This is a genomic window from Geodermatophilus sp. SYSU D00814 (assembly GCF_054050055.1).
This window is the reverse complement of record NZ_JBJGYP010000012.1, coordinates 56,781-70,031: the sequence shown is the minus strand read 5'-3', so window position 1 is coordinate 70,031 and position 13,251 is coordinate 56,781. Positions and strand designations below refer to the sequence as shown.

Annotated in this window: 10 protein-coding genes; 8 read left to right on the top strand and 2 right to left on the bottom strand. The window is 74.2% G+C overall.

What is annotated here, in order from left to right:
- Positions 1-27 precede the first annotated feature (27 nt).
- Entirely contained in the window at positions 28-1,119 is a 1,092-nt protein-coding gene (locus tag ACI780_RS11340) for an S-(hydroxymethyl)mycothiol dehydrogenase (RefSeq protein WP_457002961.1), read from the bottom strand.
- Between the two features lie 193 nt (positions 1,120-1,312).
- Between ACI780_RS11340 and ACI780_RS11335 the strand changes: the two genes are divergently transcribed.
- The 6 genes from ACI780_RS11335 to ACI780_RS11310 are packed head-to-tail and all read left to right on the top strand — an operon-like array spanning position 1,313 to position 10,100.
- On the top strand, positions 1,313-2,641 hold the full coding sequence (locus ACI780_RS11335) for a serine hydroxymethyltransferase (protein WP_457002959.1): 1,329 nt from the start codon (positions 1,313-1,315) through the stop codon (positions 2,639-2,641).
- Complete coding sequence (locus ACI780_RS11330; protein WP_456871935.1) at positions 2,638-3,870, top strand: sarcosine oxidase subunit beta family protein; 1,233 nt, start codon at positions 2,638-2,640, stop codon at positions 3,868-3,870. Before ACI780_RS11335 ends, ACI780_RS11330 begins: the two co-directional genes overlap by 4 nt.
- Positions 3,871-3,901: 31 nt before the next feature.
- Positions 3,902-4,180 (top strand): sarcosine oxidase subunit delta, encoded by a 279-nt coding sequence (locus ACI780_RS11325; RefSeq protein ID WP_456871934.1) that lies wholly within the window; start codon positions 3,902-3,904, stop codon positions 4,178-4,180.
- Entirely contained in the window at positions 4,177-7,047 is a 2,871-nt protein-coding gene (locus ACI780_RS11320; protein WP_457002956.1) for a 2Fe-2S iron-sulfur cluster-binding protein, read from the top strand. The genes ACI780_RS11325 and ACI780_RS11320 overlap by 4 nt, the downstream gene beginning before the upstream one ends.
- Complete coding sequence (locus ACI780_RS11315) at positions 7,040-7,630, top strand: sarcosine oxidase subunit gamma (protein WP_456871932.1); 591 nt, start codon at positions 7,040-7,042, stop codon at positions 7,628-7,630. The genes ACI780_RS11320 and ACI780_RS11315 overlap by 8 nt, the downstream gene beginning before the upstream one ends.
- A gap of 4 nt (positions 7,631-7,634) precedes the next feature.
- Positions 7,635-10,100 carry a GcvT family protein gene (locus ACI780_RS11310; RefSeq protein WP_457002954.1) on the top strand — a complete coding sequence of 822 codons (2,466 nt, stop codon included), beginning with the start codon at positions 7,635-7,637 and terminating at the stop codon, positions 10,098-10,100.
- An 89-nt stretch (positions 10,101-10,189) separates the two neighbouring features.
- Here the strand turns inward: ACI780_RS11310 and ACI780_RS11305 are convergent, their stop codons facing one another.
- Positions 10,190-10,858: a GntR family transcriptional regulator gene (locus ACI780_RS11305; protein ID WP_456871930.1), complete on the bottom strand. Its 669-nt coding sequence runs from the start codon at positions 10,856-10,858 to the stop codon at positions 10,190-10,192.
- 140 nt (positions 10,859-10,998) lie between these two features.
- Here ACI780_RS11305 and ACI780_RS11300 point away from each other — a divergent pair, with 140 nt between their 5' ends.
- Both ACI780_RS11300 and purU read left to right on the top strand, forming a co-directional pair.
- A complete protein-coding gene (locus ACI780_RS11300) occupies positions 10,999-12,372 on the top strand; it encodes an L-serine ammonia-lyase (RefSeq protein ID WP_457002951.1) in 1,374 nt (457 codons plus the stop codon).
- A 10-nt stretch (positions 12,373-12,382) separates the two neighbouring features.
- The gene (gene purU, locus ACI780_RS11295) at positions 12,383-13,234 is read left to right on the top strand and encodes a formyltetrahydrofolate deformylase (protein ID WP_456871928.1); all 852 of its coding nucleotides are present in this window, start codon (positions 12,383-12,385) and stop codon (positions 13,232-13,234) included.
- The last annotated feature ends 17 nt before the right edge of the window (positions 13,235-13,251 follow it).

Sequence of the window (13,251 nt, the reverse complement as noted above, 5' to 3'; positions counted from 1 at the left end):
CCCGCGCAGCTGGGGGAGCCGGCGCGCTCACTTGTCGAGCACCACGACCGAGCGCAGGACCCCGCCCCGGCGCAGGTCGTCGAAGGCCTGCTCGACGTCGTCGAGGCCGACGGTCTCGGTGACGAAGTCGGCCAGCGGGAAGCGGCCCTGCCGGTAGAGGTCGGCCAGCAGCGGGAAGTCGCGGCTGGGCAGGCAGTCGCCGTACCAGGAGGACTTCAGCGCCCCGCCGCGGCCGAACAGCTCGATCATCGGCAGGGTCAGCTGCATGTCCGGGGTGGGGACCCCGACCAGCACGACGCGGCCGGCCAGGTCGCGGGCGTAGAAGGCCTGGGTGAACACCTCCGGGCGGCCCACGGCGTCGATGGCGACGTCGACGCCGAACCCGTTCGTGACGCCCTTGATCGCCTCGACCGGGTCGGTGGTGCGGGAGTTGACGGTGTGGGTGGCGCCGAACGCCTTCGCCCACGCCAGCTTCCGGTCGTCGACGTCGACGGCCACGATCGTGGTCGCCCCGGCCAGCTTCGCGCCGGCGATGGCGGCGTCCCCGACGCCGCCGCAGCCGAAGACGGCGACGGACTCGCCGCGCTGCACGCCGCCGGTGTGGATCGCGGCGCCGACGCCGGCCATCACGCCGCAGCCGAGCAGCCCGGCGGCGGTGGCCGGGGTGGCGGGGTCGACCTTCGTGCACTGGCCGGAGTGCACCAGCGTCTTCTCCGCGAACGCGCCGATGCCCAGCGCCGGCGACAGCGCGGTGCCGTCGGCCAGCGTCATCTGCTGGGCGGCGTTGTGGGTGTCGAAGCAGTACTGGAGTTGCCCCTTGAGGCAGGCGCGGCACTGCCCGCAGACGGCCCGCCAGTTCAGGACCACGAAGTCGCCGACGGCGACGTTGGTGACGCCCTCGCCGACGGCGGAGACGACGCCGGCGGCCTCGTGGCCGAGCAGGAACGGGTACTCGTCGTTGATGTTGCCGTCGCGGTAGTGCAGGTCGGTGGCGCAGACCCCGCAGGCCTGGACGTCGACCACCGCCTCCCCGGGCCCGGGATCGGGCACGACGATCGTCTCGACGCTCACCGGGGCACCCTTGCTGCGGGCGACGACGCCCCTCACCTCGTGGGCCATGGCTGGATCTCCTCTCGGGGGATGCGGACGCAGGAGCAGCGGTCGACCACCGCGACGGTGGACCCGGCCGCGGCGGGGTCCCCGGGACATCGACCGCCCGGTCCCCTTGACCCCTGCCCGGCGGCCACCCTAGTGTGTTCGACGACTGATATACCAGTCCTCTGCGTCATTCCATGACAGAAGGGACGTCGGCATGGTCGTCCAGATCCCCGAGGCTCCGCCGGCCTCGACCGCGCCCGCCCGCGGGCTCGACCGGTCGCTCGCCGACGCCGACCCGGAGGTCTTCGAGGCGATCTCCGCCGAACTGGTCCGGCAGCAGAGCACGCTGGAGATGATCGCCAGCGAGAACTCCGCCCCCGTCGCGGTCATGCAGGCCCAGGGCTCGGTGCTGACGAACAAGTACGCCGAGGGCTACCCGGGCCGGCGGTACTACGGCGGCTGCGAGCACGTCGACGTCGTCGAGCAACTGGCCATCGACCGGCTGACGGCGTTGTTCGGCGCCGAGTACGCCAACGTGCAGCCGCACTCCGGCGCGCAGGCCAACGCCGCGGCGATGTCGGCTCTCCTGCAGCCCGGCGACACCATCCTGGGGCTGGACCTGGCGCACGGCGGCCACCTGACCCACGGGATGCGGCTGAACTTCTCCGGGAGGCTCTACGACGTCGCGGCCTACCACGTGCGGCCGGGTGACCACCGCGTGGACATGGCCGAGGTCGAGCGGCTGGCCCACGAGCGGCGGCCCCGGCTGATCGTCGCGGGCTGGTCGGCCTACCCGCGGCACCTGGACTTCGCCGGGTTCCGGCGGATCGCCGACGAGGTCGGCGCCCACCTCATGGTGGACATGGCCCACTTCGCCGGGCTCGTCGCCGCCGGGCTGCACCCGTCGCCCGTCCCGCACGCCCACGTGGTCACCTCGACCACCCACAAGACCCTCGGCGGCCCGCGCGGCGGCGTCATCCTCGCCACCGCCGACCTGGCCAAGAGGTTCAACTCGTCGGTCTTCCCCGGCCAGCAGGGCGGGCCGCTCGAGCACGTGATCGCGGCCAAGGCCGTCGCCTTCAAGCTGGCCGGCGAACCGGCGTTCCGGGAGCGGCAGGAGCGCACGCTCGCCGGCGCCCGGATCCTGGCCGACCGGCTGCTGGCGCCCGACTCGCGCGCGGCGGGCATCGACGTGGTCAGCGGCGGCACCGACGTCCACCTCGTCCTGGTGGACCTGCGCGGGTCGGAGCTCGACGGCCGGCAGGCCGAGGACCGCCTGCACGCCGTCGGCATCACCGTCAACCGCAACGCGGTCCCGTTCGACCCCCGCCCGCCGATGGTCAGCTCCGGTGTCCGCATCGGCACCCCGGCCCTGGCGGCCCGCGGCTTCGACGTCGACGACTTCGCCGAGGTCGCCGACGTCATCGCCACCGCGCTGCGGCCCGAGGTGGACGAGGCGCAGCTGGCCGGGCTCCGCGGGCGGGTCACCCGGCTGGCCGGCCGCCACCCGCTCTACCCCGACCTGACGGAGGTCGCCCGATGAGTCCCCGCACCCCGGGCGCGGACCTGCCCGAGCACCCCGACGCCCTGTGGCGGAACCCCGAGCCGAAGCGCTCGTACGACGTCGTCATCGTCGGCGGCGGCGGGCACGGCCTGGCCACCGCGCACTACCTGGCGAAGAACCACGGCATCACCGACGTCGCCGTCCTGGAGAGGGGCTGGCTGGCCGGCGGCAACATGGCCCGCAACACCACGATCATCCGGTCCAACTACCTGTGGGACGAGAGCTCGGCGATCTACGAGCACTCCCTGCAGCTGTGGGAGGGGCTGGAGGAGGACCTCGGCTACCCGATCCTGTTCAGCCAGCGCGGCGTCCTGAACCTCGCGCACACGCTGCAGGACGTCCGGGACAGCGTGCGGCGGGTGGAGGCCAACAAGCTCAACGGCGTCGACGCCGAGTGGCTGGAGCCCGACGAGGTCCGCAAGGTCTGCCCGATCGTCAACACCTCGACCGACATCCGCTACCCGGTGCTGGGCGCCACCTACCAGCCGCGCGCCGGGATCGCGAAGCACGACTACGTCGCCTGGGGCTTCGCCCGCCGGGCCGACCAGGCGGGGATCGACCTCGTGCAGGACTGCGAGGTCACCGGCTTCACCACCGACGGCGACCGGGTCACCGGGGTGCGCACCACCCGCGGCACGATCGCCGCCGGCACCGTCGTCCTCTGCGCGGCCGGCCACACCTCGGTGCTCACCGACATGCTCGGCATCCGGGTGCCGATCCAGAGCCACCCGCTGCAGGCGCTGGTCTCCGAGCTGCTCGAGCCGGTGCACCCCACGGTGGTCATGTCCAACGCCGTCCACGTGTACGTCTCCCAGGCGCACAAGGGCGAGCTGGTCATGGGGGCCGGCATCGACGCCTACAACGGCTACGGCCAACGCGGCGCCTTCCACGTCATCGAGCGGCAGATGGCCGCCGCCGTCGAGCTCTTCCCGGTGTTCGCGCGGGCGCACCTGCTGCGCACCTGGGCCGGGATCGTCGACACCAGCCCCGACGCCTCGCCGATCGTGGGCCGGACCGGTTACGACGACCTCTACCTCAACTGCGGGTGGGGGACCGGCGGGTTCAAGGCCACGCCCGGCATCGGCTGGGCCCTGGCGCACACCGTCGCCCACGGCGAGCCGCACCCCACCGTGGCGCCGTTCGGCCTCGACCGCTTCGTCACCGGCGCGCTCGTCGACGAGCACGGCGCCGCCGCCGTCGCCCACTGACCCCCTGCCTCCCGAGCTCCAGGAGTCCACCGTGCAGCTCATCCCGTGCCCGTGGTGCGGCCCTCGGGAGGAGGTCGAGTTCTCCTACGGGGGGCAGGCCGGCGTCCCGTATCCGGCCGATCCCGCGTCTCTCACCGACGAGCAGTGGGCCCACTACGTCTTCTTCCGGGACAACCCCAAGGGCCGCTTCGCGGAGCGCTGGAACCACACCGCCGGCTGCCGCCGCTGGTTCACCGCCGTCCGCGACACCGCCACCTACCGCTTCGAGCGGGCCTCCCGCCCCGACGACACCGAGCCGGTGACCCCGTGACGAGTCCCTTCCGCACCGCCGAGGGCGGCCGCGTCGACCGCACCACCACCCTCGAGTTCACCTTCGACGGCCAGGCGTTCACCGGCCACCCCGGCGACACGCTCGCCTCGGCGCTGCTCGCCGCCGGCCGGCACTCGATCGCCACGAGCACCTCGCTCGGCCGGCCGCGCGGCATCGCCGCGGCCTGGGCCGAGGACCCGGGCGGCCTGGTGCAGGTCGAGGAGCCCTTCCCCGAGCCGATGCTCCTGGCCACCACCGTCGAGCTCGCCGACGGGCTGGTCGCGCACGGTCTGCCGGGTCAGGGCCGCCTCGCCGACGTCCCCGACTCCGCCCGCTACGACGCCGTCCACCACCACGCCGACGTGCTCGTCGTGGGTGCCGGCCCGGCGGGCCTGGCCGCCGCCCTGACCGCCGCCCGCGCCGGGGCCCGCGTCGCGCTGGTCGACGAGCAGTCGGAGGCCGGGGGGTCGCTGCTGGGCAGCACCGACCGGCTCGACGGCGCCCCGGCCCTGGAGTGGGTGGCCGCGGCGGTCGCCGAGCTGGCCGCGCACCCGGAGGTGTTGCACCTGCAGCGGACCACCGCGTTCGGCAGCTACGACGACGGCTTCGTCCTCGCCCTGGAGCGGCGCACCGACCACCTCGGCGCCGCCGCGCCCCGGCACGTCTCCCGCCAGCGGGTGTGGCGGATCCGAGCCCGCTCGACCGTCGTCGCGACCGGGGCCCACGAGCGCCCGGTCGTCTTCGCCGACAACGACCGCCCGGGCACCATGCTCGCCGGTGCCGCCCGGACGTTCCTGCACCGCTACGGCGTGCTGCCCGGCCGCGAGGCCGTCGTGTTCACCACGAACGACAGCGCCTACGACGCCGCCCTCGACCTGTCCCGAGCCGGTGTGCGGGTGCAGGCCGTGGTCGACGCCCGCCCCGACGGGTCGCCGCACCGTCAGCAGGAGTGCGAGCGCGCCGGCATCCGCGTGCTGTCCGGCGCCGTCGTCACCGGCACCCGCGGCGAGCAGCGGGTCACCCACGCCCTCGTCGCCCCGTTCACCGACGGCGAGGTCGGGGCGTCCAGCGCGATCCCGTGCGACCTGCTGCTGGTCAGCGGCGGCTGGAACCCGGCGGTGCACCTGTTCAGCCAGGCCCGCGGCCGGCTGCGCTACGACGAGGACCTCGGCGCGTTCGTCCCGGGGGAGCAGCTCGACGGCCTGGCCGTGGCCGGCTCGGCCGCCGGCGTCCTCGACCTGGCCGGCTGCCTGGCCGACGGGCAGCGGCAGGCCCGCGTGGCACTGACCGCCCTGGCGGTCGCCCCGGCGGGGGAGGACCGGCTGCCCGCCGCCCCGGAGCCCGTCGCCCCGATCGCGCCCCTGGTGCTGTGGCGGGTGCCGGACACCTCCGGCGCCGAGGGGACCACCTCGTTCGTCGACCTGCAGCGCGACGCCACGGTCGCCGACATCACCCGCGCGGTCGGCGCCGGCCTGCGCTCGATCGAGCACGTCAAGCGGTACACGACCATCGGGACCGCGCACGACCAGGGCAAGACCTCCGGCGTCCTCACCTCCGGCATCACCGCCGAGCTGCTCGGGATCCCGGTGTCCGACACCGGCACCACCACGTTCCGGCCGCCCTACACCCCGGTCGCCTTCGCCGCGCTGGCCGGCCGCGACCGCGGCCGCCTGTTCGACCCCGAGCGGGTCACCGCCCTGCACGGGTGGCACGTCGCGGCCGGGGCGGTCCTCGAGGACGTCGGCCAGTGGAAGCGGCCCCGCTACTACCCGCGGCCCGGAGAGGACATGGAGGCCGCGGTCCTGCGCGAGTGCGCCGCCGTCCGCACCGGCGTCGGGATCCTCGACGGCTCCACCCTCGGCACGATCGACGTCCAGGGCCCCGACGCCGCCGTCCTGCTCGACCGGCTCTACACGAACCTGATCAGCAGCCTCCAGGTCGGCTCGGTCCGCTACGGCGTCATGTGCGGCGTCGACGGCATGGTCATCGACGACGGCACGGTGCTGCGCATCGCGGACGACCGCTTCCTCGTCCTGACCACCACCGGCGGCGCGGCGAAGGTCCTCGACTGGATGGAGGAGTGGCTGCAGACCGAGTGGCCCGACCTGCGGGTGCACTGCACGTCGGTCACCGAGCAGTGGGCCACCTTCCCCGTCGTCGGCCCGCGCTCCCGCGACGTCATCGGGGCCGTCTTCCCCGACGTCGACGTCGCCAACGAGGCGTTCCCGTTCATGACCTGGCGGGACACCAGCCTCGAGGGCGTGCCGGTCCGGCTGGCCCGGATCAGCTTCTCCGGCGAGCTCGCCTTCGAGGTCTACGTCAGCCCCTGGTACGCCGTCGCCGTCTGGCAGCGGCTGCTCCAGGCGGGCCGGCCGCACGGCATCACGCCCTACGGCACGGAGACGATGCACGTGCTCCGCGCGGAGAAGGGCTACCCGATCATCGGGCAGGACACCGACGGCACCGTCACCCCGCACGACCTGGGCATGGCGTGGGCGGTCTCGAAGAAGAAGCCCGACTTCGTCGGCAAGCGCAGCTTCTCGCGGCCGGCCAACGCCGACCCGCTGCGCAAGCAGCTGGTCGGGCTGCTCCCCGTGGACCGGCGGACGGTGCTGCCCGAGGGGTCGCAGATCGTGGAGTTCCGCGCCGACGGCGAGCTGCCGCCCCCGCCGGTCCCGATGCTCGGCCACGTCACGTCGAGCTACCGCAGCGCCGAGCTCGCCCGGCCCTTCGCCCTGGCCCTGGTCAAGGGCGGCCGGGAGCGCATCGGCGACACCGTCCACGTGCCCGTCAACGGCACCCTCGTCCCGGTCGAGGTCACCGGGTCGGTGCTGGTCGACCCCGAGGGAGCCCGTCGCGATGGCTGAGCTGCTGCGCACCCACCCGCTGGAGGCGTGGGCCGCCGCCTTCGCGCGACTGCCCGACACCGTCGGCGTCACCGTCGAGCCGTTCGTCGCGACGGTCGACGTCCGGCTCGGCGCGGTCGGCGCCGAGGCGTCGGCGGCGCTCGGCGTCGAGCTGCCGACGGCGCCCGACACGTGGGTGCCGGCCGGCAGCGGGCGGGCCGTCTGGCTCGGCCCCGACGAGTGGCTGCTGACCAGCACCACGGAGGCGCCCGAGGAGCTCGAGGCCCGCGTCCGCGCCGCCGTCCTCCCGCTGGGCGGCTCGGCGACGGACGTCTCCGCCCAGCGCACCGGCCTCCGGCTGACCGGCGCCCGGGTGCGCGACGTCCTGGCCAAGGGCTGCGCGATCGACCTGCACCCCCGCGTGTCCGGCCGCGGTCGCAGCGCGCAGACCACGCTCGGCCGGGCCGGGGTCGTGCTGCTGGCCCTCTCCGACGACGGCGACGACCACGTCGTCCTCGTCCGGTCCTCCTTCGCCGGCTACCTCGCCGACTGGCTGCTCGACGCGGCCCTCGAGTTCACCCCCACCACCGCCCGTCAGGAGTAGAGCCATGTCCCCCACGCCTCGTGTGGTCGTCATCGGAGCGGGGATCGTCGGCGCCAACCTGGCCGACGAGCTGACCGCCCGTGGCTGGGACCGCGTCACCGTGGTCGACCAGGGGCCCCTCCCGCTGACCGGGGGCTCCACGTCGCACGCGCCCGGGCTGGTCTTCCAGACCAACGCCTCCAAGACCATGACCGCGTTCGCCGGCTACACGGTCGAGAAGTTCCTCGGCCTCGACGTCGACGGCGCCTGGTGCTTCAACCAGGTCGGCGGCCTGGAGGTCGCCACCACGCCGGAGCGGCTCGCCGACCTGCACCGCAAGCAGGGCTGGGCCACCTCCTGGGGCGTCGAGGCGCAGGTGGTCGACGTCGACGAGTGCGTGCGGCTGCACCCGCTGGTCGACCCCGACCGCATCCTCGGCGGCCTGCACATCCCGAGCGACGGCCTGGCCAAGGCGTCCCGCGCGGTCGTCGCGCTCGCGCGCCGCGCCGAGGCACGGGGCGCCCGCTTCCGGGGCTCGACCCGGGTGACCGGCATCGAGCAGGCCGGCGGCCGGGTGACCGGCGTCCGCACGCCGGACGGGGTCATCCCCGCCGACGTCGTCGTCTCCTGCGCCGGCTTCTGGGGACAGGAGCTCGGCGCGATGGTCGGCATGGCCGTCCCGCTGCTGCCGCTGGCCCACCAGTTCGTCTGGACCGGCCAGGTGCCCGACCTGGTCGGTCGCAACGACGAGCTCACCGAGGCGAGCCTGCCGATCCTGCGCCACCAGGACCGGGACCTGTACTACCGGGAGCGCGCCGACCGCCTGGGCATCGGCTCCTACGCCCACCGGCCGATGCCGGTCGACCTGCGCGAGCTGCCCCAGGGGGACGGCGTGCGGGAGTCGTCGATGCCCTCGATGCTGCCCTTCACCGAGGAGGACTTCGCCCCGGCCTGGGAGGAGAGCCGGCTGCTGCTGCCCTCGCTGCGCGCCTCGAAGATCGACACCGGCTTCAACGGGGTCTTCTCCTTCACCCCCGACGGCGGCCCGCTGATCGGGGAGTCGCGGGACGTGGCCGGCTTTTGGATCGCCGAGGCGGTCTGGGTGACCCACTCCGCCGGGGTCGGCCGGGCGGTCGCCCAGCTCCTCGTCGACGGCCGCTCCGAGGTCGACCTGCACGGCTGCGACGTGCACCGCTTCGAGGACGTCCAGCTCGCCCCGGAGTACGTCAGCGAGACCTCCCAGCAGAACTTCGTCGAGGTCTACGACGTCGTCCACCCGCTGCAGCCGCGGCTGTCCCCGCGCGACCTGCGGGTCAGCCCCTTCCACGCCCGGCAGCAGGAGCTCGGCGCGGTCTTCCTCGAGGCCGCCGGCTGGGAGCGGCCGCACTGGTACGAGGCCAACGCACCCCTGCTGGACGAGCTGCCCGCGGAGTGGGTGCCGCCGGAGCGCGACGCCTGGGCCGGGCGGTTCTGGTCCCCGATCGCGGCGGCCGAGGCGTGGCGGACCCGCACCGCCGTGGCCCTCTACGACATGACGCCGCTCAAGCGCCTCGAGGTCAGCGGCCCCGGCGCCCTGGCCCTGCTGCAGCGGCTGACGACCGGCGAGATGGACAAGTCCGTCGGGTCGGTGACCTACACGCTCGCCCTCGACGGGGCCGGCGGCATCCGCAGCGACCTCACCGTGGCCCGGCTGGGGGAGCAGCTGTTCCAGGTCGGCGCCAACGGTCCGCTCGACCACGACCTCCTGCTGCGCGAGGCGCCGGACGACGGCAGCGTGCAGGTCCGCGACGTCACCGGCGGCACCTGCTGCATCGGCCTGTGGGGTCCGCGCGCCCGCGACCTCGTGCAGCGGGTCAGCGCCGACGACTTCACCAACGACGGGCTCAGGTACTTCCGCGCGAAGCGGGCCCGGATCGGGGGAGTGCCGGTCACGGCGATGCGGCTGTCCTACGTCGGCGAGCTCGGGTGGGAGGTCTACACCGGCGCCGACCACGGTCAGCGGCTGTGGGACGTGCTGTGGCGGGCGGGCCAGGACCTCGGCGTGATCGCCGCGGGACGGGCGGCCTTCACCAGCCTCCGCCTGGAGAAGGGCTACCGCGCCTGGGGCCACGACATGACCACCGAGCACGACCCGTACGAGGCGGGTCTCGGGTTCGCCGTCCGCACGCAGAAGCAGGGGTACGTCGGCCAGGAGGCCCTCGCCGGGCGCAGCGCCGACACCGCGGGCCGCCGGCTGTCGTGCCTGACGAGCGACGACGGCCGCAGCGTCGTCCTCGGGCACGAGCCGGTGTTCGTCGACGGGCGACCGGCCGGCTACGTGACCAGCGCGGCCTTCGGGCACACCGTCGGGCGGCCGATCGCCTACGCCTGGCTACCCGCCTCGGCGACCGTCGGGACGGGCGTCGAGATCGAGTACTTCGGCACCCGCATCCCGGCCACCGTCGCCGCCGAGCCGCTCGTCGACCCGGGGCTGACGAGGATCCGGCGCTGATCGAGGCCCTCAGGTGACGTGCTGGAACGGCCCCCCTCCAGGGGCCCGCGCCGGACGGAGTGAGGCGTGGGGGGAAGGGGGGTCCTTCCTCAGATGACGGCGCGGATGGCCCGCTCGAAGCCCAGGACGTGCTCGCGGGCGAGGTCGTCGGCCCGGTCCGCGTCGCCGGCGGCGATCGCCCGGAGCAGCTCCACGTGCTCGCCGACGTGCTCGTCGACCGTGGGCAGCCGGTCGAGGAACAGGCAGAAGATCCGCGTCGCCAGGTTGTCGTAGCGGATCAGGACGTCCTCGAGGTGGGGGTTGCCGGCCGCCCGGTAGACGGCCCGGTGCACCGCGAGGTCCCAGCGCATCAGCTCGGTCGGGTCGACCCGGGTCACGTCGAGCCGCTCGATGTGCGCGGCCAGCTCCTCGAGGTCGGGGCGTGGCGTCCGGGTGGCGCGCTCGGCGGCCCGCCGGGCGGCCAGGGGCTCGAGCTGGGCGCGGATGTCGGAGATGTGCGCCAGGTCCGAGATGTCCATGCCGGTGGCGAACGTGCCCCGCCGGGGATAGGACACGACGAGCCGGTCGCCCTCCAGGCGCTTGAGCGCCTCGCGGACCGGGGTGCGGCCGACGCCGAGGTCCTTGGCCAGTCCGTCGTCGTCGATCGGGTCGCCCGGGCGGATGTCGAGCATGATCAGCCGGTCCCGGATAGCCACGTAGGCCCGGTCCGCGAGGGACGAGGCGGCCGGCTGGTCCAGGTCCAACGGTGCCACGGTCACGCGGAGATCGTAGGCGCTGACCGCCGAGGGGTCTTGCCTCGCGAGAGGGATCGACATACCGTCATCCTACTCACTGATATACCAACCGTGTACTACCGCCGCCGGGCCGGTGCGCCGCGGCGGGCGAAGGGGAGGCCCGGGTGACCATCAGCGCCTTCGACCTCTTCACGGTCGGGATCGGCCCGTCCAGCTCGCACACCGTCGGGCCCATGCGGGCCGCCTGCTCCTTCGCCGCCCGCCTGCGGCGCGAGGGGGTGCTCGGCCGGGTGGTCCGGGTCCGCTGCGAGCTGTTCGGCTCGCTCGGCGCCACCGGCCACGGCCACGGCAGCGTGCCGGCCGTCGTGCTGGGCCTCGAGGGGGAGCAGCCCGACCTCGTCGACCCCGAGGCGGCGCGGCCGCGGGTCGAGGCCGTCCGCCACGACGGCGAGCTGCGGCTGGCCGGCGAGCACCTCGTCGAGTTCTCCGTGGACGACGACGTCGTCCTGCACCGCCGCAGGCGCCTGGACTTCCACAGCAACGGCATGCTCTTCGTGGCGGTCGGCGCCGACGGGACGGAGCTCCGCCGGCGCACGTACTACTCGGTCGGCGGCGGCTTCGTCCTCGACGAGGACGAGGCCGGCGACCCGGTGCTCGTCGAGGACCGCACGTCGGTGCGGTACCCGTTCAGCACCGGCGGGGAGCTGCTGGCCCACGCCCGGGAGACCGGGCTGCGGATCAGCGACCTGGTGCTGGCCAACGAGCTGTCCTGGCGCACCGAGGCGGAGGTCCGCGCGGGCCTGCTGCACGTCTGGTCGGTGATGCAGGAGTGCGTGGAGCGGGGGACGCGGGCCACCGGCGTCCTGCCCGGCGGCCTGCGGGTCCGGCGCCGGGCGGCCGCGCTGCGGGCCCGGCTGGAGGAGCACCGCGACGACGCCGACGCCCTGCGCGCGATGGAGTGGGTGACCCTCTACGCGCTGGCGGTCAACGAGGAGAACGCCGCCGGCGGGCGCGTGGTCACCGCGCCGACCAACGGCGCCGCCGGGATCGTGCCCGCCGTCCTGCACTACTACCGCGACTTCCTCGACTCCTACTCCGAGGACGGCGTCGTCCGGTTCCTGCTGACCGCGACGGCGATCGGGCTGCTGTTCAAGGAGAACGCCTCCATCTCCGGCGCCGAGGTGGGCTGCCAGGGCGAGGTCGGCTCGGCCTGCTCCATGGCGGCCGCGGGCCTCGCCGAGGTCCTCGGTGGCACGCCCGAGCAGGTGGAGAACGCCGCCGAGATCGGGATCGAGCACAACCTCGGGCTCACCTGCGACCCCGTCGGCGGGCTCGTGCAGATCCCCTGCATCGAGCGCAACGCGGTGGGGTCGGTCAAGGCGATCACCGCCGCGCGCATGGCCGTCCGAGGGGACGGCCGGCACCACGTCTCGCTGGACGAGGCGATCACGACCATGCGCCAGACCGGCGCCGACATGAAGGACGAGTACAAGGAGACCGCCCGGGGCGGGCTGGCCCTCAACGTCGTCGAGTGCTGAGGAGGCACCCGTGTCGCACCCCTTCACCCTCACGCTCAGCTGCCAGGAGCGCCCGGGCATCGTCCACGCGGTCACCGCGTTCCTCTTCCAGCACGGCTGCGACATCGTCGAGCACCAGCAGTTCGACGACGCCGTCCGCGGGCAGCTGTTCCTGCGGACCGCGTTCGTGTGCTCGGAGCAGACCACCGACGCCGACCGCCTGGCGGAGGACTTCCGGGCGGTGGCCGACGAGTTCGGCATGACCTACCAGGTCACCGGCGACCAGCCGCAGCGCGTGCTCGTCATGGTGTCCCGGCTGGGGCACTGCCTCAACGACCTGGTCTTCCGCTGGCGCGCGGGCAGCCTCGGTGCCGACCTCGTCGCCGTCGTCTCCAACCACGAGGACCTGCGCCCGATGGCGGAGGCGGCCGGCCTGCCGTTCGTCCACGTGCCGGTCACCCCGGCGACCAAGCGCGAGGCCGAGGCGCGGCTGCTCGAGCTGGTCGACGAGCACCGGGCCGACCTGGTCGTCCTCGCCCGCTACATGCAGGTGCTCTCCGACGAGACGTGCGCGGCCCTGCACGGCCGGGCGATCAACATCCACCACTCGTTCCTGCCGGGCTTCAAGGGCGCCAAGCCCTACCACCAGGCCTTCGACCGCGGCGTCAAGCTCGTCGGGGCCACCGCGCACTACGTGACCCCCGACCTCGACGAGGGGCCGATCATCGAGCAGGAGGTCATCCGCATCGACCACACCCACGACCCGCGCGCCCTCGCGACCGTCGGCCAGGACGCCGAGGCGCTGGCGCTGTCGCGTGCCGTCCGCTGGCACAGCGAGCAGCGGGTGCTGCTCAACGGGAACAGCACCGTCGTCTTCCGGTGACCCGGCGGGGGTGCGGT

Excerpts from the sequence above, each read along its gene's own strand:
- ACI780_RS11335 (WP_457002959.1), top strand. The coding sequence starts at position 1,313 with ATGGTCGTCCAGATCCCCGAGGCTCCGCCGGCCTCGACCGCGCCCGCC.
- ACI780_RS11340 (WP_457002961.1), bottom strand. The coding sequence starts at position 1,119 with ATGGCCCACGAGGTGAGGGGCGTCGTCGCCCGCAGCAAGGGTGCCCCG.
- ACI780_RS11315 (WP_456871932.1), top strand. The coding sequence starts at position 7,040 with ATGGCTGAGCTGCTGCGCACCCACCCGCTGGAGGCGTGGGCCGCCGCC.
- ACI780_RS11330 (WP_456871935.1), top strand. The coding sequence starts at position 2,638 with ATGAGTCCCCGCACCCCGGGCGCGGACCTGCCCGAGCACCCCGACGCC.
- ACI780_RS11310 (WP_457002954.1), top strand. The coding sequence starts at position 7,635 with ATGTCCCCCACGCCTCGTGTGGTCGTCATCGGAGCGGGGATCGTCGGC.